General features: G+C 41.5%; 22 protein-coding genes and 1 pseudogene. 7 read left to right on the top strand and 16 right to left on the bottom strand.

The features are described 5' to 3' along the window. Nucleotides 1-57: 57 nt before the first annotated feature. Nucleotides 58-1362 (bottom strand): MobV family relaxase, encoded by a 1305-nt coding sequence (gene mobV, locus NW213_RS09375; RefSeq protein WP_258322600.1) that lies wholly within the window; start codon nucleotides 1360-1362, stop codon nucleotides 58-60. Between the two features lie 154 nt (nucleotides 1363-1516). Next, on the bottom strand, nucleotides 1517-1921 hold the full coding sequence (locus NW213_RS09370; RefSeq protein ID WP_229088665.1) for a hypothetical protein: 405 nt from the start codon (nucleotides 1919-1921) through the stop codon (nucleotides 1517-1519). Nucleotides 1922-2260: 339 nt separating this feature from the next. On the opposite strand from NW213_RS09370, the gene NW213_RS09365 reads away from it, so the two are divergent. Together NW213_RS09365 and NW213_RS09360 are read left to right on the top strand one after the other, a co-directional pair. Further along, nucleotides 2261-2407, top strand: coding sequence for a hypothetical protein (locus NW213_RS09365; RefSeq protein ID WP_195596054.1), 147 nt, complete (start codon nucleotides 2261-2263; stop codon nucleotides 2405-2407). Further along, a pseudogene (locus NW213_RS09360) lies at nucleotides 2380-2601 on the top strand (conjugal transfer protein TraG); the annotation flags it as partial. The gene NW213_RS09365 and the pseudogene NW213_RS09360, both read left to right, overlap by 28 nt. 92 nt (nucleotides 2602-2693) lie before the next feature. On the opposite strand, the gene NW213_RS09355 reads toward NW213_RS09360, so the two are convergent. The 4 genes from NW213_RS09355 to NW213_RS09340 all read right to left on the bottom strand — a co-directional run bounded on the left by NW213_RS09355 (nucleotide 2694) and on the right by NW213_RS09340 (nucleotide 5228). Further along, nucleotides 2694-3335, bottom strand: coding sequence for an NYN domain-containing protein (locus tag NW213_RS09355; protein WP_195306052.1), 642 nt, complete (start codon nucleotides 3333-3335; stop codon nucleotides 2694-2696). Between the two features lie 171 nt (nucleotides 3336-3506). Further along, the gene (locus NW213_RS09350) at nucleotides 3507-3629 is read right to left on the bottom strand and encodes a hypothetical protein (RefSeq protein WP_258322599.1); all 123 of its coding nucleotides are present in this window, start codon (nucleotides 3627-3629) and stop codon (nucleotides 3507-3509) included. 1 nt (nucleotide 3630) lies between these two features. Further along, on the bottom strand, nucleotides 3631-4002 hold the full coding sequence (locus tag NW213_RS09345; protein WP_258322598.1) for a hypothetical protein: 372 nt from the start codon (nucleotides 4000-4002) through the stop codon (nucleotides 3631-3633). Further along, nucleotides 3999-5228 carry a site-specific integrase gene (locus tag NW213_RS09340; protein WP_258322597.1) on the bottom strand — a complete coding sequence of 410 codons (1230 nt, stop codon included), beginning with the start codon at nucleotides 5226-5228 and terminating at the stop codon, nucleotides 3999-4001. Before NW213_RS09340 ends, NW213_RS09345 begins: the two co-directional genes overlap by 4 nt. A 299-nt stretch (nucleotides 5229-5527) precedes the next feature. On the opposite strand from NW213_RS09340, the gene NW213_RS09335 reads away from it, so the two are divergent. Beyond that, nucleotides 5528-6415, top strand: coding sequence for a glucosaminidase domain-containing protein (locus NW213_RS09335; RefSeq protein ID WP_154042589.1), 888 nt, complete (start codon nucleotides 5528-5530; stop codon nucleotides 6413-6415). A gap of 80 nt (nucleotides 6416-6495) precedes the next feature. On the opposite strand, the gene rlmH is transcribed toward NW213_RS09335, so the two are convergent. Continuing rightward, nucleotides 6496-6969 (bottom strand): 23S rRNA (pseudouridine(1915)-N(3))-methyltransferase RlmH, encoded by a 474-nt coding sequence (rlmH, locus tag NW213_RS09330; RefSeq protein WP_258322596.1) that lies wholly within the window; start codon nucleotides 6967-6969, stop codon nucleotides 6496-6498. A 173-nt stretch (nucleotides 6970-7142) separates the two neighbouring features. On the opposite strand from rlmH, the gene nadC reads away from it, so the two are divergent. Continuing rightward, a complete protein-coding gene (gene nadC / locus NW213_RS09325; RefSeq protein WP_235339179.1) occupies nucleotides 7143-7997 on the top strand; it encodes a carboxylating nicotinate-nucleotide diphosphorylase in 855 nt (284 codons plus the stop codon). A gap of 2 nt (nucleotides 7998-7999) precedes the next feature. Beyond that, nucleotides 8000-8608 carry a DUF4923 family protein gene (locus tag NW213_RS09320; protein WP_204393781.1) on the top strand — a complete coding sequence of 203 codons (609 nt, stop codon included), beginning with the start codon at nucleotides 8000-8002 and terminating at the stop codon, nucleotides 8606-8608. A gap of 72 nt (nucleotides 8609-8680) precedes the next feature. Here the strand turns inward: NW213_RS09320 and lgt are convergent, their stop codons facing one another. From lgt to dnaN, 7 genes are read right to left on the bottom strand one after another with little or no spacing between them, the layout of a single operon-like run. Then, a complete protein-coding gene (gene lgt, locus NW213_RS09315; RefSeq protein WP_235339181.1) occupies nucleotides 8681-9511 on the bottom strand; it encodes a prolipoprotein diacylglyceryl transferase in 831 nt (276 codons plus the stop codon). Between the two features lie 12 nt (nucleotides 9512-9523). Continuing rightward, entirely contained in the window at nucleotides 9524-11224 is a 1701-nt protein-coding gene (locus NW213_RS09310; RefSeq protein ID WP_258322595.1) for a tetratricopeptide repeat protein, read from the bottom strand. A gap of 17 nt (nucleotides 11225-11241) precedes the next feature. After that, the gene (gene rlmB / locus NW213_RS09305) at nucleotides 11242-11994 is read right to left on the bottom strand and encodes a 23S rRNA (guanosine(2251)-2'-O)-methyltransferase RlmB (protein ID WP_154042595.1); all 753 of its coding nucleotides are present in this window, start codon (nucleotides 11992-11994) and stop codon (nucleotides 11242-11244) included. A 35-nt stretch (nucleotides 11995-12029) separates the two neighbouring features. Further along, on the bottom strand, nucleotides 12030-13691 hold the full coding sequence (gene recN, locus NW213_RS09300) for a DNA repair protein RecN (protein ID WP_258322594.1): 1662 nt from the start codon (nucleotides 13689-13691) through the stop codon (nucleotides 12030-12032). 2 nt (nucleotides 13692-13693) lie between these two features. Further along, nucleotides 13694-14884: a bifunctional phosphopantothenoylcysteine decarboxylase/phosphopantothenate--cysteine ligase CoaBC gene (coaBC, locus tag NW213_RS09295; protein ID WP_258322614.1), complete on the bottom strand. Its 1191-nt coding sequence runs from the start codon at nucleotides 14882-14884 to the stop codon at nucleotides 13694-13696. A gap of 10 nt (nucleotides 14885-14894) precedes the next feature. Continuing rightward, nucleotides 14895-15671, bottom strand: a complete 777-nt coding sequence (locus NW213_RS09290) for a 3'-5' exonuclease (RefSeq protein WP_154042597.1) — start codon at nucleotides 15669-15671, stop codon at nucleotides 14895-14897. 11 nt (nucleotides 15672-15682) lie between these two features. Next, nucleotides 15683-16807, bottom strand: coding sequence for a DNA polymerase III subunit beta (gene dnaN, locus NW213_RS09285; protein ID WP_204393771.1), 1125 nt, complete (start codon nucleotides 16805-16807; stop codon nucleotides 15683-15685). A 221-nt stretch (nucleotides 16808-17028) separates the two neighbouring features. Between dnaN and NW213_RS09280 the strand changes: the two genes are divergently transcribed. Beyond that, a complete protein-coding gene (locus tag NW213_RS09280; protein WP_204393769.1) occupies nucleotides 17029-17415 on the top strand; it encodes a DUF3127 domain-containing protein in 387 nt (128 codons plus the stop codon). A 176-nt stretch (nucleotides 17416-17591) separates the two neighbouring features. On the opposite strand, the gene rho is transcribed toward NW213_RS09280, so the two are convergent. After that, nucleotides 17592-19667, bottom strand: a complete 2076-nt coding sequence (gene rho / locus NW213_RS09275; protein ID WP_154042600.1) for a transcription termination factor Rho — start codon at nucleotides 19665-19667, stop codon at nucleotides 17592-17594. Between the two features lie 334 nt (nucleotides 19668-20001). Here rho and NW213_RS09270 point away from each other — a divergent pair, with 334 nt between their 5' ends. Beyond that, on the top strand, nucleotides 20002-20379 hold the full coding sequence (locus NW213_RS09270) for a RidA family protein (RefSeq protein WP_204393767.1): 378 nt from the start codon (nucleotides 20002-20004) through the stop codon (nucleotides 20377-20379). A gap of 86 nt (nucleotides 20380-20465) precedes the next feature. On the opposite strand, the gene NW213_RS09265 is transcribed toward NW213_RS09270, so the two are convergent. Next, on the bottom strand, nucleotides 20466-23021 hold the full coding sequence (locus NW213_RS09265) for an ATP-dependent Clp protease ATP-binding subunit (protein WP_258322593.1): 2556 nt from the start codon (nucleotides 23019-23021) through the stop codon (nucleotides 20466-20468). Between the last annotated feature and the right edge of the window lie 80 nt (nucleotides 23022-23101).

Genomic DNA, 23101 nt, shown 5'->3' with positions numbered 1-23101 from the left:
TAATATAAAGTCATAATAATCTGCCTAATAAATATGATTATTAAGGCTTTTCCTGAATTATAGTTTTTTACTCTGTTGTTCCTGTTTCGGTAATCCCAATGCTTTCATAAACTCGTATTTCTTGCGTCTGAACCAACTTACATGTGAAACGCCATCTATTTTGAGGTCAAATTTTCCATCTGAGGTTTCTATAAGTGAACAAACTGAGCCATCAGTCTTAAAGTGCTGTCGGAACTCTGTAGAATAGAGTTCGCCTTTAATGGTGACATCCTTGAACATGCACAGCTTTTTGATTAGCCCATCGCCAAAATTCAGAGTATCACGCAAAAACTTGATAGTAGGTATCAGCTTTTCCACATAAGGGAAGTAGCGTTTGACAAAATCCGTAAATTCCGACAATTTGCGGTATTGTCGTTCGTAAGCATTCTTCATTTCCTGTATCTGCTTGCTATGTTGTTCCTCTCGTTGTACGGCTTCTTCTTCAAGTTCCTTTATGCGGTTTTGCAAATCTTCATTCCTGTGTTCAAACTCTTTCAGTTTACCACCACCGAAAATAGAACCGACCTTTGCCACGAATGCGGCTTTCGCTTCCGTCTTGGCAGCTTCCAGTTTCTCCGACTTGACTTCCTGCCTTACCTCGTCAAGTTGTTGCTCTGCCTGTTGCTGCTCTGTCTGTAACTGTTGCACATTGGCTTCAAGTTCACCCGTCTGCCGTTTCAAATCACGATAGTATTGGGCGGTTGTCGTATGCCGTGCTTCCGAGCCACGCACACCACGTTGCAAGCCATATTTCTCCATTGCTTTTGCATAACTATCGTGATATGTTACCAGCTTCTCACGTGTCAGCACATCATCGGCACACAGACGCACGGTATTGGCTTTCTTGCGGTAGGAGCGTTTACCTTCCGTCTGCTTTTTCTTGGCTTTCCTGCGCTCTCCTGTTACTATCGGTACGACCGTGGCATGAATGTGCGGTGTGTGCTCATCCATGTGCAGGACTGCCGAAACTGTATTTTCCTTGCCGAAGGTATAGTGCAGCCATTGCAGGTTGTCATCACACCATTCGTCAAGTCTGCCCTCGTCCTGTATTTTCATCATATCCTCGTGCGTACCCGAAAGCACGATTCTAATTGCCCGCACTTGGTCGGGGGTTATCTTACGTTTGATACCTGCCGTACGGATACGGTGACTTATTGCTTCAGTACGGTCGGACACTCCATCAGGGAACTCCACTAGTTCACGGTTGAGATGTGTACGTGTAAGGTCTGCGTTCTTGGGTATGGTTTTACGTTCTATGTGGTCGGATGCGCCCGTGTCAGCCGAGCCTTTCGCTTTGTTGATTTGAATGCTTATATATCCCATGCTTGTTTTTCGTTTTCAGGTTTGACAATTTGGTTTGTTGGTTTCCGTCTGCTGCGGTCATGCCGCATGGCAAACGGGGGTGTCCAGAGGGGTGTAACCCCGTTGGCTCATTGGGGCATTTTTAGCTGTGCCTGCACTGCGTAAAGAAAATGCCCTAATGAGCTATGGCTTTTCTGTTTCCAAAAGCCTGTGAGAGTACTAGCGGTATAGGCAGACCTTTTCTTGTCGTCGATATGATACGCTTTTCCTTGTCGGTCGGTCGGACATCCGACCTGCCTGCTGTCCGACCTGTCTGCGGATAGTGGCATTTCCTTCCGTCCGTTTGTCCGGCAGACTTGTTGGTGGATAAAAATCCGATGAATTGATGAGTTGATAGGATAATAGACTGATAACCATAATGATATACATTCATCATTGTTTCATCAAACCGCTCGCCAAAAGAAAAGTGATGTAGAGTACGGTGTGTCCTTTCTCTTTTCATCAGCCCGATTCTCTTGTTGAAAGGTTGATGAAGACGTAAGTTGCTGTTTCTCTTTATGTTTATATATACTTTCATCATTTCATCAAAATATCAGAATTTTTCCAGTTGTGTTTTGTTTATTGTGTAGTAACGTCCTATTCCTCTTATCGGTGAATAATGACAATCCCGATTTACAATCTTGTAGAGAGTTGTACCTACGCAAATGATTTCTTTTTTCTTCATGTTCTTGATACAGGTTTTAGTGCTGCCTACATTCTGTCGGCAACGGGTTAAACATGATTGCAAAGCTACGGAAGTGTCGGTAAAATCTTGATACGCAAATCTATGCGGAACGGCGCAAAATATGTCATGCAAAAAGAAAATGCAGTATAAACAGGTGACTCTTTCAGGTAAAAGGAGATAAAAAAGCCCGAAGTCGTGGAATATGCACTTCTTCGGGGACTGGTTGTTGCAGATAATTACAGATTGACTGACGCACTGATTTACGGATTTAATGACTTCATGTCGTCACTACGTCAGATTAAACCGTTAATCATCAAATTGTGGTCGATGCCGAGAAAGTGAAGCGTGAGGAACAGGCTTACCGGTCTATACCCGTCATCACGGGCTTTACAGATGCCGGCGGCAACGACCGCATGAAGGAGATGAACTAGGATAACTACAACCGTATCCGTGCCGAAGTCCGGCAGATTGTCGCTGACGAGTTGCAGCGCATACAGTCCGACCCCGAACTGCAATACCTCTTGCAGAACAAATAGAAATATCATAGACGAAAAGAAAAATCCGTAATACGACTGGATATTCCAGACTGTATTACGGATTTTCCTTTTTTATAACGCGTATTTCTGATTCAGATTGACTGAAAAGCCTTCCATTTCTTAGGTATCTGTAAATCAAAGTTTGCCTTTCCAAGATGTACCACATCAGGTAAAAGACATTGCCTGAAACGAGTTTCATATTGTTTCATATGGATAGGCTTACCCATACCCATAGTAGCAAGATTACTGGAGTACTGGTAAGGAGGGAAATATACAAAAACCTTTTGACAAGCTTCTGTTGCAAGTTCGATAGCAGGTATCATGTCACTATCAGCTGATACTATAATGGATATATCACAATTCTTCTGATAGGCATCTGCTACAATCTGTGTGGCTATTCGTACATCAGTTTCCTTTTCCTCATGGGTATGAATAACATTTCCGCATTTGAAACAGGTTATAGATTTTTTCAGATACTTACCCAATATCAACTTGAATTTTGGATTTTCTCTATTGGCTTGAAAAAAGGCATTCTGGCGAAGACTTTGGTCTATATCATCAGGCTTTGCCGAAAAATACTTGACGGCAACAAGCTCCTGATTCGGACGCATGAACATCTCGAACAACTTGACTATATCAAGCCAGTAATATTTCTTCCATTTAGCATTACTCTTCAGTCCGAAATAGAAATTGAATCCGTCAATATAGACTATAACGCGTTGTTTTTGCTCCATATTCCAATTGTATATATAAAAAATAAGCCACCTTTTTAGGGGTGGCGAGCCTTAGTATTTTCCACCTAAGGGCGATATTGTATTGCAAAAGTACAATTTATATTTGATAATACAAATATAGTAGAAACTTTTTTTATTTTTTTTCGTAATAAATCAAGGCGGACTTATCGCTTATTTTCTTGCTTCACCGCCTCTTCCGTTCCGCCGCCCTGCCAAAGAAATACGTCCGGCTCTCGTTCTTCCGCCGCTTGATGTCCGCATAGGTGTTGTAGTGGCTGAACAAAAAAAGTTCATTCTAACATTCATTCGGCATTCTGTTATTCATTGACACCAGCAGGACTTGTTTTTCCTTTCGTCGGCACAATCTTTTCAACAGGGCATTACGAATCATTGCGGTACTTGACGTGTCAATATGGAAAGCGAGTGCCACCACCATAGGCAGGGCATACATGTCCGCATAATAGCCGTTGGGCAGCTTGATACGTTTTTCTGCTTCAAAAGGATTCAAAACTCCACACTTGTACACGGCACGGATGGCGGCACGGAGCGTCTGGGCGATTACCCCGAACAGCTCTACCAGCTCCATTTCATTCATCCATATATTACCTGTATCGGATGGTATGGTAATTCTACCATCGCTGCCTGTTGTGATTATTTCCCGTTTCATATCTTTGTCAATTTTACGTTTCCGAATGATTTGCTCAGTTTGTCGCCCAGCATCGTGAGGTCATTATCCAATTTCTGTACGGTTATCTTCGCATAGATTTGCGTGGTCTCAATGTTCGTATGCCCCAAAATACGGCTGACGCTCTCAATTGGCATCCCTTTGCTGAGAGCCAGGGTCGCAAACCCGTGCCTTGAGCAATGAAAGCTGATTTTCTTGGTGATACCGCATTCCTTTATCATCTTTCCCATACGCTTGCATATTGACCAATAGTTGAGATTGGGGAATACAAGATTGTTTTCCTGAAAAGCCTTGTAACGCTCGATTATCTGCAAGGGAATATCCAGCAGCTTCACCTGAAACGGTACACCCGTCTTGTGTCGTTTGGAAATAATCCATTTCTCACCGTTCACTTCCACAATCTGGTTGTTGCTTAATTCCTTTATATCCACGAATGAGAGGGCGGTAAAACTGGCGAAAACAAAAATATCACGGAGATAGGAGTTCTTGGGGTCTTTGAACTGAAATTCCATCAATGTTTTCAACTCATTCTCCGTCAGATATTCACGCTCTTTCGTGTTCGGGCTTATATGGAACTGGGCAAACGGATTTCTCGGTATATGTCCGTTGAAATGTGCCCGCATCACCACACCTTTCAGCCACATGCAGTTTTCCCATATCGAACCGTTGTGCAGTCCGGCTTCGTTGGAAAGGAACACGGCGAACTCCTTGATGAAGTCGGGCGTAAGTTCAGGCATGGAGATGTCGTTCCGCTTGTAATGTGACCTGATGAATGCTGCCACATGGTTTCTTGCCCGCACCCTTGCCATATAGGTAGCCCTGACCCTGTCTTTTCCGACACGCTTCTTGAACACTTCATTTTCCTTGTCGAAAGCACCGAGCAATGTTTCATACTCACCGCCCAATCCCTGATAGGCATTGCGAACCATTTCTGCCGTTACATACGCTTCACGGTCGGATATACGCTGGTAATGCTTGATGATTTGAGCCTTGATGTTGTCAAGTGCAAGATTAGTCTCCCTCGCTTCCATACTCTTGCCCTTTGCCTTGTTCCCTTTGGCATCCCAAAGCTCTTTCGGGATAGTCCGCTTGCAGCTGAACTGTGCTACCGTTCCGTTGATTGTAACCCGTCCCATGATGGGGACAATTCCGTTCTTTTCCTTACTGCCATTCACGTAGAACAGCACCTTGAATGTGCTTCTTGCCATACTCGTTTCTTTTTGGTTGCAAAACTATAAATCAACGAGTTACCTATTGATAAGCAAAGCTGCGCAGAACGCCGCAAAATGAAACAGGGACTGTTAAATCTGCACTTTCATCGGGTAATGATTAGGAAACCGTTCTTTTGCTTTAATCTGCTTTAAGACGGTTTTCAACTGTCTGCCCAACTTCTGCATTTTTCCTCTAACTCCCTAATTATCAAATCCTGTTGCGTTAATCTGCTGCAATTCGGCGGATATTCCAGAGATTTTCCGTAAGTTTGTACCTGTTTTTCAAGATTAACGATATGAGAAAATATCTTACACTAATTTTAATATTCATTGCCGGGCTTTCTGTCACGGCGTCAGCACAAAAGAGAAATCAGGCTTATGAGGACTATATAAGGAAGTATAGGGGAATAGCCGTTGATGAAATGAAGAAGTATCATATTCCTGCAAGTATCACTCTGGCCCAGGGATTACTTGAGTCTGGGGCGGGAAGGAGTACTCTGGCCAGGAAGTCCAACAATCATTTCGGTATAAAATGCGGCCGTTCGTGGGACGGGCGTACTGTACGTCATGATGACGACCGTCGCAACGAGTGTTTCCGTGCTTACAGGCATGCCAAGGAATCGTATGAAGACCATTCGAAATTCCTGAGAACAGGAGCCAGATATGCTTTCCTTTTCCGATTGAAGATAACAGACTACAAAGGATGGGCGCGCGGATTGAAGAAAGCAGGATATGCAACAGATCCTAAATATGCCGACAGACTGATTAATATAATTGAACTTTATGATCTTGACCAATACGATCGTAAGGGTGGACTGGAATGGGCTGAGAAGGTAACTAATCCTCATCAACCTTATCTGGCAAACGAAATGCTTTATATTATTGCACGCAGAGGTGATACATTCAAGTCATTGTCCGATGAATTTGATATCAGCAGTCGCAAGCTCCGCAAATATAATGAATTGCCTAAGGACTATACATTCCGTGGTGGTGAAGTTGTTTATCTGGAAGAGAAACGTAAGAAGGCTACTAAGGATCATATAGTATATGTAGTAAAATCTGGCGATTCCATGTATTCTATATCGCAGATGTTCGGTATAAAGCTGAAATATCTTTATAAGATGAACAAGATGGATGAAGATGCTCCTGCGCCTAAGGTGGGCGATATTCTCCGATTGAGATAAAATCTAGACATTAAAGAATAAATCCGCTTCCCTGAGAAAAAATGCAGGGAAGCGGATTTATTCTTTTTATTTGATATATGTTATTCGTGATGATATGGACCATTGTTCAGGATAGTCATAGCCCTGTATAGCTGTTCCACGAATATGAGGCGTATCATCTGATGAGAGAATGTCATTTTCGACAGAGAAATCTTTTCTTGAGCTGCTGCATATACCGATGGAGCAAATCCATAGGGGCCACCTATGATGAATACCAGACGTTTGTTCACGGTATGCATTTTCTTCTCAATCCAGTCGGCAAACTCAATTGAGCGGAATTCTTTACCGTGTTCATCCAGCAGTACCACTACGTCGCCCGGCTGTATGGCTTTCAGAATCAGTTCACCTTCTTTCTCCTTTTGTTGCTCCATGCTAAGGCTCTTGGTGTTTTTCAGTTCGGGGATAACTTCCATGTCGAACGAAGTATAGTGTTTGGTTCTCTCCACATAGTCGTTTATGGCAGTGATGTAGTGTTTTTCCACTGTCTTGCCTACTACAAGTAATATAAATTTCATATTCGTTTTCTGTTTTTATAAATTACGGCTTTGCAAAGATACGAATAATCTATACCTTTTCATAAGATAGGATGCGATTCGGGATAGTCAAAATCGAAAAACTGTGTTTTTCTTTTGCCTCTCCGCTCACCTTTCACTATCTTTGCATTATAATTCAATAAATCTGTAACATTATGGACGAAAAAGTAGTAAAAGATCTGATAGATCGCCTTATAGACCTGTCTTTCGCTGAAGATATAGGTGATGGCGACCATACAACACTCTCATGTATCCCTGCTGATGCAATGGGTAAGTCAAAACTTCTTATCAAGGAAGAAGGTATCCTGGCAGGTATTGAAATAGCAAAGGAAGTGTTCAACCGTTTTGACCCTACAATGAAGGTTGAGGTTTTCATCAACGACGGAGCACACGTTAAGCCGGGCGATGTTGCCATGGTAGTGGAAGGAAAGGTTCAGTCTTTGCTTCAGACAGAGCGTCTGATGCTGAACATCATGCAGCGTATGAGTGGTATTGCTACTATGACAAACAAGTATGTGAAACGTTTGGAAGGTACAAAGACCCGCGTACTTGATACAAGAAAGACAACTCCTGGTATGCGTATCCTTGAAAAGATGGCTGTGAAGATTGGTGGTGGTGTGAACCATCGTATTGGTTTGTTCGATATGATTCTGTTGAAAGACAATCATGTGGATTTTGCCGGAGGTATCGACAAGGCTATCAACCGTGCAAAGGAATATTGCAAGGCTAAAGGCAAGGACTTGAAGATTGAAATTGAGGTTCGTAACTTCGACGAGCTTCAGCAGGTTCTCGACCTTGGTGGTGTAGATCGTATTATGCTAGATAACTTTACTCCAGAAAATACACGTAAGGCTGTAGAAATGGTTGCCGGCAGATATGAAATCGAATCATCCGGAGGTATTACTTTCGACACTCTTCGCGATTATGCAGAATGTGGAGTTGATTTTATTTCGGTAGGTGCCCTTACACACTCTGTAAAGGGACTTGACATGAGTTTTAAAGCTTGCTGATTATGATTGGTAGATTTCTTCTGACAGGTTTGATACTTACTGTAAGTACAGCAGTATCTGCACAGGACTGGAAGTCTGTGCTTGGTGGGGTAGTGAACAAGGTGGAAGAAACAGTTTCCAAAGTGAACGAGAGTGTTTCAATGGTTGGAACTTGGAAATACACTGCTCCGGACTGTAAGTTTGAAAGTGATGATCTGCTTTCGAAAGCAGGAGGTGAAGTTGCAGCAAAGAAAGTAGAAGAACAGATGAGCAACTATCTGTCCAAACTTGGTTTCAACGAAAATACTGTATATGTGTTCAATGCAGACAGTACCTATACATCTACTGTGGCAGGACGTACTGTAAACGGCACTTACAGTTATAATAAAGATACTAAAGAAGTTACGTTGAAAACAAAGATAGGTCTGAAGATGACAGCTCAGATATCTACTTCTGTACTGAATGGTGGAAAAATGAGTCTGTTGTTCAAAGCAGATAAACTGATGTCGCTTGCACAGGCTGTGACAGGTGCCGTAGCCGGAAAGTCATCGAATGCAACAGTGAGTACGCTTAATACCGTATTATCTCAATACGACGGCTTATTGTTAGGATTTGAGATGCAAAAGCAGTAAAATTATCATTGATATAAAAAATATAGTGGCGAAACTGATTTTTTCGGTTTCGCCACTCTATTTATTTTATTATCATCTTTTTTCTACAGCCGGTTTCTTCAATCCTCTGACTATGAAGTATAGTCCTAATATAATGAATGGAATGCTCAATACCTGTCCCATATCTATCATCATGTAGTTTTCAAAATCGACCTGCCTTTCTTTTATGAACTCCACAAAGAAGCGGAACGTGAAGATTGAAAATATGCAGATGCCGAAGTAAAGTCCATCCTTATATGATTTAACCTTGTTCTGTACGTACCACATAATTCCGAAGATGATGAAGTATGCTATTGCTTCGTACAGCTGTGCCGGATGTCTTGGCTGATTATCCACCTGTTCGAATATGAAAGCGAATGGTATTGAAGTAGGCATACCTATAATTTCGGAATTCATCAGATTGGCTATTCTTATGAAACCTGCTGCCAGTGGTGCTGCCATAGCTATTATATCAAGTATCTGCAGATAGGTAATCTTTGTTTTCCTGCAGAAAAGATATAAAGTAAGCATAAGTCCCATGGTTCCCCCATGGCTTGCCAAGCCTGCATATCCTGTAAACTTCCAGCTGCCATCAGGAAGAAAACGTACCGGAAGGACTATCTCAAGCAGATGGTCGGAATAATAGGCAAAATCATAGAACAGGCAGTGTCCCAGACGGGCTCCGATGAATATACCGAGGAATGAGTAAACAAACAGCTTGTTGTAATCATCTTCGGACATTTTTCTCTTTTGGAATATTTTGTGTACCACTATGCTGGCAGATGCTATGGCGATAACCCAAAATACACTGTACCATCTGAGACTGAATCCTCCCAATGTGAATATTATCGGGTCTGGATTCCAGTTTATATACAAAAGGTTCATAACTGCAGTCTCTTATTTTGCGTATTTCTTTATCAGGTCTTCGGCAACTGTATCACCCAGTTCCTTTGCCTTATTAAGATTTTCAAGTCCTTTCTTTTTGTCTTTACCCTTTATCTGACAGTAACCCAGCATACGGTATGCATCCGCATTCTTAGGATCGAGAGAAACAGCCTTTTCAAGAGCTGCTATAGCTTCGTCTGTCTGACTCAGGCGGATATGTACGCTTCCTTTCTCAACCCAATATCCGCTATTCGACGGTTCAAGTTCTACAGCCTTGTTTATGTCGTTGATAGCCTGTTGGTACATGCGGCATTGCATCTCAGCTTGTTGGCGGATTACGTAAAACTCAGCCGAAACCTGTCCAAGCATGGCATCGTAGAAAGCATTGTAGTCTAAAACAGCGTCACGATACATCTTTGCTTCCGATTTCATGCGGGCACGTTCGAACAGATATGGAGCAGCATCCTTGCCATAAGGTGTATTATAATATGCCATTGCGCTGTCCATCAGTGCTATAATTTCTTTTTTATCTGTACCTTCTACCAGTTCTTTGGCTTTGGCTACCGCATAGAAAGCCGAAGCTGAGGCTAGAGGAGTCTTGCATACATTTTCATATGCTGTTGCAGCACTCTTATAGTCTTTCATTGCGAAGTAAATATCGCCCTGCAATTGATAGTATAATCCTTCAGCAGAAACAGATATCGCCTGATTTGTTTCATCCAATGCCCTTTCCAGAGTCCAGTTTGCCTTTTCCGGCTTTTTCGCATTGCTGATGCTGTAATTATATATAAGCTTGGCTATTCCATAATGAGCTTCTGCTTTATTTTCTGCAACTTCAGCTGTCTTTTTCAGATCATCCTCTACTTTGCTGACAAACTCATCGGAATTCTTGTCCATATAATATGTAGCACGTCTTAGATAGCCTTCCATATTGTTTGGATACATATTTATGAAGTCATTCAGTATGGAAAGATATTCTTCTGCTTCAAGCTGTGACGACATCATGTAAAGGAATACCAATGCCTGGGATTCGTCTTCGGGCAGACCTTTCTTAATTTTTATGGATTTCAGTGTCGCATCACTGCCTGAGAGGGCATTGATTGACAGACTTTTTGCAAAGTTAATTCCCAAAGCATAACTTTTCTGGTCTTCGCTGTCAGAATTTCTTTGAATCATACCTATCACTTCTCCGTTCTCGTTCATTACAGGACAACTGACATCTTTGGCTCCTGTACTCATTGACAGTGTATAATAGAAAGAATTATTTCCTATAGAGTCAACGTTTTGTATGGTACCTGAGATCCCGTTTATTGAGTTTTGTGTTGAGTAAGGCATTATATAGACCTTCTCGTTTTCCTTTCCTTGTGTGGTAGCAGGGATCAGTGACTCCTGTTTTTTGGGCGTTTCTGTCTTGAATCGTACCACGTCGTACATGTCGTTAGCTCCCAGAATCAGAGTTACAGGCAGTTCCTTTCCGTCTGATGTTACTACTACAGCTTTGTGGGCTCCTTTAAACAGACTATAGTCCGATACTCCTGTTCCTTCAGAATCGATATAAAAACCGTTTCCGGTATTTAATATTTTATTGTCTGCGTTGTATGTGATAACTGAGAAAACGGCTTTTCGTGCTTTCTTTGACCATTTAGGTAATTCCTGTGCCCATAAGCCACTTATACCCATGGCACATATTGTAATAAAAATTGTTTTCCTCATGATATTGTCCGGTATTATTATTCTTCAGTAGAGAAACCACGTTGTTTGATGGCTTCGTATATAAGGATTCCTGCTGCTACAGATACGTTGAGTGATTCTATTGTACCGAACAGAGGTATTTTAATCCATTCGTCGCAGAGAGCGAGATGTTCGTAAGGCACACCGGTGTCTTCTGCTCCCATTATTATACATGTAGGTTTTGTGTAGTCGCCTTTAGTGTAGTCATAATCACCTTTTTCTGTAGCAGCTACAATGCTGAAGCCACTGTCTTTCAGAAATTTTATGGTATTTGTGATGTTGCTTTCGCGACAAACAGGTATTGTGTGGAGTGCTCCCGCAGAGGTCTTGATGGCATCAGCATTTACGCTCACACTGTTCTTTGACGGTATGATAATGGCATCCACACCGGCACATTCGCATGTACGTGCTATTGCACCGAAGTTACGTACATCTGTAAGTCCGTCAAGGAGTATTATCAGAGGATTTTTACCCTGCTCGAAAAGGAAAGGTACTATATCTTCCGTTTTCTGATATGTGATAGGAGAGATGAAAGCCACTACTCCCTGATGGTTTTTGCGTGTTATCTTGTTTATTCTTTCCACCGGTACTCTCTGTACTGGTATCTGCGTATCTTTCAATGCAGCAAAAAGCTCTTTCGACAAATCACTCTGGATGTCTTTCTTTACCAGAATTTTGTCAATTTCTTTCCCTGCCTGTATCGCTTCAATTACGGCTCTTACACCGAATATCATTTCATTTTTTTCAATCATATCTGTATGTCTAATTTTTTTAATTCAATAATGGATTAAAGTCCGAGCAAAGACATGGCATTGTTTCTTGCAGCCTCTGTCATTGTAGAACCACTAAGCATATTTGCTATTTCGTCTATACGTTCCTCGTCTGTGAGGCGTATGATATGGCTGTTTGTTCCGGTTTCGGTATCTTCCTTATATACTTTGTAGTGTGCATTGCCTCTGGCCGCTATCTGTGGCAGGTGTGTGATGCTCAGAACCTGTCTGTTCTGTCGTCCCATATCCTGCATTATCAGTGCCATTTTCTCTGCAATGGAACCTGATACACCTGTATCAATCTCATCGAAGATTATTGTCGGAAGTTTCACTGCTCCGGCTATCATGGCTTTCAGTGAAAGCATTACTCTGGCAATTTCACCGCCGGAAGCTATGGAAGCCACATTCTGCAATGTTCCGTTCTTGTTGGCAGAGAACAGGAAGTTCACTGCATCCAGACCGTTAATATCCGGCTCTTTTTTTCTGCATATCTCTACTGCAAATTTCACATTAGGCATTCCTAGCGGAATCAGCAGTGACTCCATCTGTGACTGGATTTTACCTGCGCTTTCCGTACGCAAGGCTGTCAGGACTTCTGCTTTACGTATTACACTGTCGTACAATTTTTTCTTTTTGTTTTCCAGTTCGGAAATACGTTCGTCAGATGATGTTATCATGTCGAGTTGTTGCCTGTAGTTCTCGGCTATCTCGATAAGTTCCGTATCAGTCTTTACATGATGTTTCTGCATCATCGAGTATATCATGTTGAGGCGGGAATTTACGAAGTCAAGTCTTGAAGGATTGAATTCTATTGCTTCCTGTGCGTCCTCCATGTCGTGCGAGATGTCTTTTATCTCAATGTAGCAGCTTTCAAGTCTTTCTTTCCATTCATTGGCTTTTGCAAACACTTTGCAAAACGTTTGCAAAGTGTTAATACTGTCCTTGATAAGCGTTACGCATCCTCCTTCGTCGCTGCCTATATTTTGAGCCGAGCGGTAAAGTCCTGCCTTTATGTCTTCTGCATGGGTCAAGGTTTCTGCTTCCTGCTCAAGCTCGGCTACTTCGCCTTCTTTCAGTTCCGCTTCATCAAGCTGCTGGAGTTGGAATCGGATATAGTCTTCTTCTTTTCTTGTCTCCTCGGCTTGTCTGATACATTCATCCAGTTCGCGGCTTACTTTCCTGTATTCATTGTATTCGTTCTGATAGTCAGTCAGTTCTTTGATGTCCTGAGCTAGAATATCCAGAATATTCAGCTGAAAGCCTTCCTTGTTTATTAATAGGTTCTGGTGCTGGCTGTGTACGTCAATCAGCTTCTCTCCAAGCACTTTCATCTGCGACAACGATGCAGGAGTATCATTTATGAAAGCCCTGCTTTTCCCGTTTATGTTTACTTCGCGGCGGATTATACATTCTTCGCTGTCGTATTCAATGTCGTTTGCCTTGAAGAACTCTTCCATACCGTATGATGCTATGCTGAATTTCGCTTCCACGATACATTTCGTGGCCCCGTTGCGTATAGCCTTTACGTCTGCCCTTTGTCCTAACAGAAGGCCGATTGCACCAAGAATGATTGATTTTCCGGCTCCCGTTTCTCCGGTGATAACGGAAAATCCGGGTTCGAAAGTTATATCAAGTTTATCAATAAGTGCGTAGTTCTGGATGAATATAGACTGTAGCATGATTATAATATTTCTGCCAAATGGTTAATTATGTCTGTAGCCACTTCTTTCTTATTTTTTAGCGGGAATTCGATTACGTTCTCCTTGTCGATGATGGTAATCTTGTTTGTATCATGTCTGAAACCAGCTCCCTTGTCGTTCAGTGAGTTAAGAACGATGAAGTCAAGATTTTTTCTTTCCAGCTTGCTTTTGGCATGTTCCATTTCATCGTTTGTTTCAAGTGCAAATCCCACCATTACCTGATTGTCTTTCTTTATTTTTCCCAGTGCAGCAGCTATGTCCTGCGTAGGTTTCAGCTTAATTATCAGGTCGTCTTTTTCGCGCTTTATTTTTTGTTCAGTCTTTGTTTCAGGAGTGAAGTCAGCTACTGCCGCACACAGTATTGCTGCATCGCTTGAACCGAACTCCTTTGTAGCTGCCTGATACATTTCATCTGCACTCTCTACACTGATTGTTCTGATGTTAGGATGCTTTGCCGTAATGCTTACAGGTCCGCTGATAAGGGTAACTTCGGCTCCTCTTTCCGCACAGCATTCAGCCAGGGCGTAACCCATTTTGCCTGAAGAGTAGTTACCGATAAATCTTACAGGGTCAATCTTTTCGTAAGTAGGACCGGCGGTAATCATCACCTTCTTTCCGGCTAGATCTGACTTTTTTGCGAAGAAATCCTCCAGTACGGCAACGATGTTTTCCGGTTCTTCCATTCTTCCTTTGCCTACAAGATGGCTTGCCAGTTCACCTTCGCCCGGTTCGATGATAATGTTTCCGTATGACCTCAGTGTGTCAAGATTTTTTTGTGTTGACGGGTGTGCAAACATATCAAGATCCATTGCCGGTGCCACGAATACCGGTGCTTTCATCGACAGGTATGTGGTGATAAGCATATTGTCGGCAATGCCGTTTGCCATTTTCCCTATAGTAGATGCAGTGGCAGGAGCTATCAGCATTGCGTCTGCCCACAGTCCGAGGTCAACGTGGCTGTGCCATGTTCCATCCCTGCGAGCAAAGAACTCGCTAATGACTGGTTTGCTTGTTATGGTGGACAGTGTAAGTGGTGTGATAAACTCTTTCCCTGCAGGAGTTATAACGATTTGTACTTCGGCACCCTTCTTTATCAAGGCTCTGGCAAGTACTGCCGCTTTATATGCGGCAATACTTCCAGTGATGCCAAGTACTATTTTTTTACCTTTCATCATAAATGTTTCATTTTAACATTCCGGTTTCTCTCAGTCTGATTTTTGTAAGCACATTCTTTGTGTTCAGTGCGAAATCACCGTTCATAATCCATCCGTAATATCCGATGTCTTTCTTCATTACTTCGGCTACCGGCATGCCTTTATATTTACCGAAATTGAATACTTCCACTCCGTTGTCATCATATACTATTCTTCCTGCAAAATCTACGTTTTTCGAATAGCTAGAATATTCCGACAGGAAGTTGATATCATTCTGAAGAGTGTCCTGATACATATCCAACTGAGCTTTAAGAACTTCGTAAGTGGCTCTTGTGTCCGCTTCAGCAGTGTGGGCGTCTTCAAGGTTCTTTCCGCAATAGAACTTGTATGCGGCCGACAGGGTGCGCTGTTCCAGCTTGTGGTAGATTACCTGTACATCTACAAATTTTCTCTTTGTAAGATCAAGATCGATGCCGGCTCTGAGGAATTCCTCTACGAGAACAGGAACATCAAATCTGTTGGAGTTGAATCCTGCTATATCCGCACCTTCAAAGTCTTTTGCTATGTTGGTAGCCACTTCCTTGAAAGTAGGGCAATCTGCCACATCTTCGTCTGTTATGCCGTGGATGGCGGTCGATGCTTCCGGAATATGCATTTCCGGATTTATTCTCATTGTTTTGCTTTCTTCGTTTCCGTTTGGATATACTTTCAGATAGCAGATCTCCACTATTCTGTCGCTTGTTATATTGGTTCCTGTAGTTTCCAGGTCGAAGAAAACTATAGGGTTTTTAAGATTAAGTTTCATTATGGAAAAAATTAGTCGTTAAGCATCATAGGCATGAGCAGCATAAGCAGGTCTTCGTTTTCTTCCTGTTCTTCAGGAACTATGAGTCCGGCTCTTGATGGATCAGCCAATTCGATAATTACATTCTGCGATGAGATATTATTCAGAATATCTATCAGGAAAGACGATTTGAAACCTATGCTCATGTCTTTTCCGTCGTACTGGCATGTAAGAGTTTCTTCTGCAGAAGTAGAGAAGTCGATATCCTGAGCAGAAATAGTCATGCTGTTTTCTTTCAGACTGAGTTTAATCAAGCTGCTTGCCTGAGAAGAGAATACTGACACACGTTTAAGTGCGCTTATGAAGATAGCACGGTCAACTATTGCCTTATGAGGATTGTTCTGTGGGATAACAGAATTGTAGTTAGGATAACGTCCTTCGATGAGACGGCAAGTCATCTGATAGTTCTCCATTGTGAACATTGCGTTCTTGTCGTCGAAGCAAATCTGTACATCGCCCTGTTCCTTAGGAAGTATGTTCTTGAGTATGTTAGATGGCTTTTTAGGAAGGATGAATGCAGCTTTTTCATTGCCCGTAGAAGAGAATGATTTATTACGTACCAGTTTATGACCGTCTGATGAAACCAAAGTTACATCCTGCTGGCTAATATCGAAATATATACCGTTCATCACAGGTCTCAACTCATCGTCGGCAGTAGCGAAGATACATCTGTTGATTCCTGTAAGCATAACATCAGCAGCCATTGTCAGATTGACAACTTCACTTCCCATCTGTTTCGGCAATGGATATTCGTCGCCGTTCTGTGCCATCATGCTGTATTTACCGTTAGGGTATTTTACGGTAATTTCCATTGTGTCTGTATTTATATTGAAATTCAATGGCTGTTCAGGATTTTCCTTTAAGGCTTCAAGAATTGTTTTTGATGAGATGGCAAATTTGCCTTCGCCTTCGTATTCGCTGACTTCAATGCTTGTTGACAGTGTAGTCTCGCTGTCCGAAGCTGTCATTGTTATGGTTCCATCGTTTAGTTCTATCAGGATACAGTCCAGAATAGGAAGAGAGTTTTTTGAATTGATAACACGGCTGATAGCCTGTAAATGGCTGAATAATGTTGTGCTTGAAACTAAAAATCTCATGATTGATGTTATATTTAATTGTTTTTTAATTATTATTTCTGCTTAAATTTCTTTACAGGAAAACGATAAATAATCGAATGCCAAAGTTACAAAAAAAGATTATTTGACTAAAGCAATTGCCTGATAAAAATGCTTTCGTCCGGAGAAAAAATATTGTAAAAAATTAGTTCACTTCTAGGGAAAAGAGTAATTTCGTGACCAAAATCAAATAGAAAATTATTATGGAAATAACAGGAAAAATTATTGCTGTTCTTGAACCGCGCGGTGGAGTGTCAAAAACAGGCAATCCTTGGAAAGTTCAGGAGTATGTTTTGGAAACTAACGAGCAGTATCCTCGTAAGATGTGTTTTGATGTGTTTGGTGAAGATAAAATCCAGCAGTTCAACATACAGGCAGGTGAAGAACTTACAGTTTCGTTCGATATAGATGCCCGCGAATGGCAGGGCAGATGGTTTAACAGTATCAGAGCATGGAAAGTGGAAAGACCATCACAGAATGCGGGTATGCAGCCACAGCCTGCTGATTATTCTTTCCCTCCGGTATCATCGGCTCCGGTGCCTCCAGCTGACTTCTCGGCAACTGACGAAAAGGATGATCTGCCTTTCTGATATTTGGAAATAAAAAGAAGCAATTTCATTAGGAAGTTGTAAGAAGTTATTGCAATTGCTTTAGTTCTTTTTCTAACTTCTTTACTTTCTTCTTTCATGAAAAAATAAAAACAGCCATATCGCATTTCTTTTTGAAACATTGCGATATGGCTGTTTTCTTTTTCTGTATTTTGTGATTATGAATTCATGCTGAGCAGGAATTCTTCGTTGTCTTTAGTTTTTTCAAGTCTGTCTTTTACGAAGTCCATTGCTTCAACAGGGTTCATGTCTGACAGGTATTTGCGCAGAATCCACATTCTGTCAAGAGTTGTCTTGTCAAGCAGCAGGTCGTCGCGGCGTGTACTTGATGCCACAATGTTTACTGCAGGGAATATACGCTTGTTGCTGAGGTTTCTGTCAAGCTGCAATTCCATGTTACCTGTACCCTTGAATTCTTCGAAGATAACTTCATCCATCTTGGAACCTGTATCAATAAGGGCAGTTGCAATGATTGTGAGCGAACCGCCACCTTCGATGTTACGTGCTGCTCCGAAGAAGCGTTTTGGCTTGTGGAGTGCGTTTGCATCCACACCGCCCGACAATACCTTGCCTGATGCCGGAGATACAGTGTTGTATGCACGTGCAAGACGTGTGATAGAGTCGAGGAATATCACTACGTCGTGGCCGCTTTCAACCATACGTTTAGCTTTTTCCAGTACTATACCTGCAATCTTTACATGGCGTTCTGCCGGTTCGTCGAAAGTAGAGGCAATCACTTCGGCTTTAACGCTGCGTGCCATGTCTGTAACTTCTTCAGGACGTTCGTCGATAAGAAGCATTATCATATATACTTCAGGATGATTTTCTGCAATGGCATTTGCTATATCCTTCATTAGGATAGTCTTACCTGTCTTAGGCTGTGCCACGATAAGTGCACGCTGACCTTTTCCGATAGGGGAGAACATGTCAACTACACGTGCCGACAGATTATCATTATATCCCTTGCAGAGTTTGAACTTTTCGTCAGGGAACAATGGTGTCAGATGGTCGAAAGGAATACGGTCGCGCACCAGTGCAGGATCGGCACCGTTTATCTTGTTTACCTTTACTAGCGGGAAGTATTTTTCACCTTCTTTGGCCGGGCGGATTGTTCCTTCTACAACGTCACCTGTTTTAAGACTGAATGTCTTGATTTGTGACTGTGATACATAAATATCATCCGGTGAAGAAAGGTAGTTGTAGTCCGAAGAACGTAAGAACCCATATCCGTCGGGCATTATTTCGAGAACACCCGAACCTGTTATAATATCTTCAAAATCGTATATTTTTTCTACAGGTTTTGCAGGTTGCTGCTGTTCCTGTTCCTGTGCTGCAGGAGCGTTGTTTTCAGACTCTGGCTGTACGGCTCCTGGAGTAGGCAGCTTTATTTGTTGAACAGCAGGAAGTTGTGCATTTTGTTGTGCGCTTTCAGATTGTGCTGCGTCATTCTGCTGTTTGTTCTGCTGCTTGTTGTTCTGTTGTGGTTTATTGTTCTGAGCCTTGTTTGGCTGCTGTTTCTTGTTGTTCTTTTTCTGTTTCTGCTGGAACTTGTTTTCCTGCTGCGGAATAACAGGTGGTTCAACCTTTGTGGCTTCGAATTTGCCAAGCAGTTCTGTAGGGATTTCAAATTTCTCAGAAGGTAAATCTTCTATTGGAATAAAATCATCGCCGCTGTTAAGGTCGAGTGGAGGAAGTTCCATGTCATCGTCCATAAATACAGGAACCGGTATCTCTTTCTCAGCTGTTTTCTCAGCTTTGTTTTCGTTTGTTTCTTTTGTATCGGCTTGATTGTTGGAAGAAGCATCTTTTGTGTTTTTGTTCTTTGAACCAGGTTTTCTGCCTCGTTTTGCTTTTGGCTTTTCCTGTTCGTTTTCAGATGCTGGTGTAATGTTTTCGCTTGTATTGTTTTGTGGAACTTCTGTGTTCTCTTTTGAAATTGCTTTTGTCTGTATTGCAGGCGAATCAGCTTCCAGTTTTAAAGCTTTGTCTTTAGTGGCTGTATAGACTTTGCTACCTTCTTTCTTTACGCTGATTCTAGCTCTTTTTTTTGTTTGCCCATCGCCAGTCTTCTCTGCATTTGCTTTTTGTGAAGCACTTTTTATGGCCTGTTCGTCAAGAATTTTGTAAACAAGCTCCTCTTTTTTTAATGTGCTGGTTTTCTTTAGACCCAACTCTTTGGCTATCTGTTGCAATTCGGACAGGTCTTTTTCATTTAATTGTATGATATTATACATAAGTGTGTGTATAAATTGTTATATTATAGTAATATTTATATTCAAAAAACAATATACTTATTACGAATATACATATATGAAGAGATGTATATACCTAACAAGAGTATAATTCAAAATAAATGTACTACGTTAAAATGATAAATTGATTTTGATTAGGAAATTGTGTTGCATTTGTCGTGAAGTATTGACGACATAGCTTTTGTCGAGTACAAAAATACTACTTTTTATTGTGTTTACAAAGTTTTTGTATGTTTTTTGTTTGATTGGTACATGAAAATCGGAATTTTGTTCTAATTTAGCAGACCGAAAATTGAAAATTAAATTTTATACATTTATGAAGAAAGTTATTTTTACAGAAAAGGCACCTGCAGCAATTGGCCCATACAGTCAGGCAATAGAAGCTAACGGCATGGTTTTTATGTCAGGTCAGATTCCGGTAAATCCTGCAACCGGTGTTTTCGTTGAAGGTGGAATAGTAGAACAGACAACTCAGGTATTTGAGAATATTAAGAATGTTTTGGCCGAGGCCGGACTTACTACAGCTAATGTAGTCAAGACTACTGTCTTTTTGGCAGATATGTCTATGTTTGCGGATATGAATGCTGTCTATGCAAAATATTTTGACGGCGCATTCCCGGCACGTTCGGCTGTTGCTGTAAAAGAATTGCCAAAAGGTGCATTGGTTGAGATTGAATGTATAGCTGTGAGATAAAAGCGATATCCGTCAATTTGAAAATGCCTTGTCATTCCGAGCTGAATGACAAGGCATTTCATTTAAAAAAATGACAGTTCTCATTTTTATTCTGCCATTTTTATTATGATTTCATTTCCTTCTGCCGAAATCAGTATTCCTGATCCGTCTTCCGGCTCTTTTTCCATTAAAAATTCTGCAAGTTTGTCTTCGATATTGTTCTGAATGGCTCTTTTGATAGGGCGGGCTCCATAATTGATGTCTTCACCTTTTTGTGCGATGATGTTCTTGGCCTTATCCGTGATGGAAATGGAGTATCCCATTCTTTCCACTCTCTTGAAAAGTTCTTTCAATTCAATATCAGTTATTTTTATCAAATCATTCCTGTCTAATTGTTTGAATGGGATGATATCGTCAAGACGATTGATGAATTCCGGCGCAAAAGTCTTTTCCAGCGCTTTTTTGATTATAGCGTTGGAATATTCTTCGTTGTCGTTATGGCTTATTGCGTTAAAGCCTATTCCTTTTCCGAAATCCTTTAGCTGACGGCTGCCTACGTTTGATGTCATTATAATGACAGTGTTTTTAAAATCCACGGTTCTTCCTGTGTTGTCCGTAAGCCTTCCTTCATCCATTATCTGCAAAAGGAAATTGAATACATCGTGGTGAGCTTTCTCTATTTCGTCAAGGAGCACTATTGAATATGGTTTTCTTCTTACCTTTTCTGTAAGCTGTCCGCCTTCATCGTATCCTATATATCCCGGAGGCGCTCCGACCATTCTTGAAACGGCGTATTTCTCCATATATTCGCTCATGTCAATTCTTATTATAGAATCCTTTGAACCGAATAATTCCTCTGCTAGTGTTTTTGCCAGATATGTCTTTCCGACTCCGGTAGGACCTGTAAATAGGAATGTGCCTATAGGCTTGTTCGGGTCTTTCAGCCCTACACGGCTTCTTTTGATGGCTTTTACAAGCTTTTCTACGGCTTCATTCTGTCCGATTACTTTTGTCATGAGCACATCTTGCATAGCGCGCAACTTGTTGGCTTCCGACGACTCAACTTTTTTAAGAGGAATTCCTGACATTAGTGAAATTATTTCCTCGATATGGCTTTTATCTACGATTTCGCGATTCTCCTTGAGCTTGTCGGTCCATTCCTTTTTCATTCTTTCCAGTTCGGTCTGAAGCATTTTCTCCTTGTCACGAAGTCCTGCCGCCATTTCAAAGTTCTGTAGTTTGATGGCCTCGTTCTTGTGTTCCTTTGTTTCTTCTATCAGTCTTTCCTGTTCTTCTATTTCTTTAGGAACGCATACGTTCATAAGATGAATCCTTGAACCGGCTTCATCTATTGCGTCAATTGCCTTGTCGGGGAAGAACCTGTCTGAAATATACCTGTCGGTAAGTTCTACGCATGCTCTTATTGCCTCATCCGTATATGTTACATTATGAAAATCCTCATATTGTTCTTTGATATTCATGAGGATTTGTAATGTCTCTTCTTTTGTGGTAGGCTCGACTGTGACTTTCTGGAATCTTCTTTCAAGTGCACCGTCTTTTTCTATCGATTTTCTGTATTCATCAAGTGTGGTCGCACCTATACATTGCATTTCGCCTCTTGCCAATGAAGGTTTCAGTATGTTTGCGGCATCCATTGATCCTGCGGCTGAACCTGCACCGATAATGGTGTGAATTTCATCGATGAATAATATTACGTTCGGATTGTTCTTGGCCTCCTTTATTACTCCTATTATTCTTTCCTCGAACTCGCCTCTGTATTTTGTTCCTGCCACAAGCGATGTGAGGTCAAGGTTTATGATTGTCTTGTCGAAAAGTGTTCTCGGAACTTTCTTTTCAACTATTCTTGAAGCCAATCCTTCTACTATGGCTGACTTTCCGACTCCGGGTTCACCTATCAGCACAGGGTTGTTCTTCTTTCTTCTGCAAAGAATCTGGGCTACGCGCTCTATCTCTTTTTCGCGTCCCACAACCTTGTCAAGCTTGCCTTCTGCTGCGGCTTTTGTCAAGTCGGTACCATATTTGTTCAGCAATACAAGATTCTTGTCTCCGTTGTCTGGCTTACCCCTTTTTGTCTGCGATGTGTAGTCGTTGCCTGAATGAGGGAATGAATCGTTGCTGCCGAATCTGTTTCCGTCTCTTCTCTCAATTCCGTCATCTTCTTCGCTTTCATCAAAATTTAAGCCGGATGTAGGGGCAGGAGTTGTTGTATCCGATATTCTTCCTTTGATTTTTTCGTATGTTATATTGTTTTGTTTCAATATTTGTGCTGCATTGTTCTTCTCTTCTTTCATAATACCTAATAATATATGTTCTGAACCCATTGAATCTTTGTCCTCTAGTTTGGACTCCAGAAAGCATAGCCTTAAAACTCTGGTGGATTGCTCGTCAAAGTTCAAGTCTTTTAATTCCGTTTTGGGCAGGTTGATATTGTCATTGACCAGTCTCTCTTCCAGCTCTTTTCTGATTTTCTTTAAATCAGCATACAAGCTGCATATTATTTTTGCTGCGTTGCTTTCTTCATTTCTTATTATTCCTAATAAAATATGTTCAGGCTTTATGCTTGCGGCATCAGTTCTCGCAGCTTCTTCTTTGCTGTATTTTATAACATCTGTAGCTTCTTTAGTGTATGATTTTCCGTTCATCTTATTGCTAGTTTTCACCTTAAATGTTTGATTGTATGGCTAGTTTATTGGTGCCTGTGTCTGCTTATAGCCCTCAAATC

Origin of the sequence: Bacteroides sp. ET336 (genome assembly GCF_024733815.1) — a bacterium.
Taxonomy (GTDB): domain Bacteria; phylum Bacteroidota; class Bacteroidia; order Bacteroidales; family Bacteroidaceae; genus Phocaeicola; species Phocaeicola cellulolyticus.
This window is presented reverse-complemented; position numbering and strand designations above follow the sequence as displayed.

Bases quoted from the DNA above. Each gene is read 5' to 3' on its own strand.
- mobV (WP_258322600.1), bottom strand. From the start codon at position 1,362: ATGGGATATATAAGCATTCAAATCAACAAAGCGAAAGGCTCGGCTGAC.
- NW213_RS09370 (WP_229088665.1), bottom strand. From the start codon at position 1,921: ATGATGAAAGTATATATAAACATAAAGAGAAACAGCAACTTACGTCTT.
- NW213_RS09355 (WP_195306052.1), bottom strand. From the start codon at position 3,335: ATGGAGCAAAAACAACGCGTTATAGTCTATATTGACGGATTCAATTTC.
- NW213_RS09350 (WP_258322599.1), bottom strand. From the start codon at position 3,629: ATGAACTTTTTTTGTTCAGCCACTACAACACCTATGCGGACATCAAGC.
- NW213_RS09345 (WP_258322598.1), bottom strand. From the start codon at position 4,002: ATGAAACGGGAAATAATCACAACAGGCAGCGATGGTAGAATTACCATA.
- NW213_RS09340 (WP_258322597.1), bottom strand. From the start codon at position 5,228: ATGGCAAGAAGCACATTCAAGGTGCTGTTCTACGTGAATGGCAGTAAG.
- NW213_RS09335 (WP_154042589.1), top strand. From the start codon at position 5,528: ATGAGAAAATATCTTACACTAATTTTAATATTCATTGCCGGGCTTTCT.
- rlmH (WP_258322596.1), bottom strand. From the start codon at position 6,969: ATGAAATTTATATTACTTGTAGTAGGCAAGACAGTGGAAAAACACTAC.
- nadC (WP_235339179.1), top strand. From the start codon at position 7,143: ATGGACGAAAAAGTAGTAAAAGATCTGATAGATCGCCTTATAGACCTG.
- NW213_RS09320 (WP_204393781.1), top strand. From the start codon at position 8,000: ATGATTGGTAGATTTCTTCTGACAGGTTTGATACTTACTGTAAGTACA.
- lgt (WP_235339181.1), bottom strand. From the start codon at position 9,511: ATGAACCTTTTGTATATAAACTGGAATCCAGACCCGATAATATTCACA.
- NW213_RS09310 (WP_258322595.1), bottom strand. From the start codon at position 11,224: ATGAGGAAAACAATTTTTATTACAATATGTGCCATGGGTATAAGTGGC.
- rlmB (WP_154042595.1), bottom strand. From the start codon at position 11,994: ATGATTGAAAAAAATGAAATGATATTCGGTGTAAGAGCCGTAATTGAA.
- recN (WP_258322594.1), bottom strand. From the start codon at position 13,691: ATGCTACAGTCTATATTCATCCAGAACTACGCACTTATTGATAAACTT.
- coaBC (WP_258322614.1), bottom strand. From the start codon at position 14,884: ATGAAAGGTAAAAAAATAGTACTTGGCATCACTGGAAGTATTGCCGCA.
- NW213_RS09290 (WP_154042597.1), bottom strand. From the start codon at position 15,671: ATGAAACTTAATCTTAAAAACCCTATAGTTTTCTTCGACCTGGAAACT.
- dnaN (WP_204393771.1), bottom strand. From the start codon at position 16,807: ATGAGATTTTTAGTTTCAAGCACAACATTATTCAGCCATTTACAGGCT.
- NW213_RS09280 (WP_204393769.1), top strand. From the start codon at position 17,029: ATGGAAATAACAGGAAAAATTATTGCTGTTCTTGAACCGCGCGGTGGA.
- rho (WP_154042600.1), bottom strand. From the start codon at position 19,667: ATGTATAATATCATACAATTAAATGAAAAAGACCTGTCCGAATTGCAA.
- NW213_RS09270 (WP_204393767.1), top strand. From the start codon at position 20,002: ATGAAGAAAGTTATTTTTACAGAAAAGGCACCTGCAGCAATTGGCCCA.
- NW213_RS09265 (WP_258322593.1), bottom strand. From the start codon at position 23,021: ATGAACGGAAAATCATACACTAAAGAAGCTACAGATGTTATAAAATAC.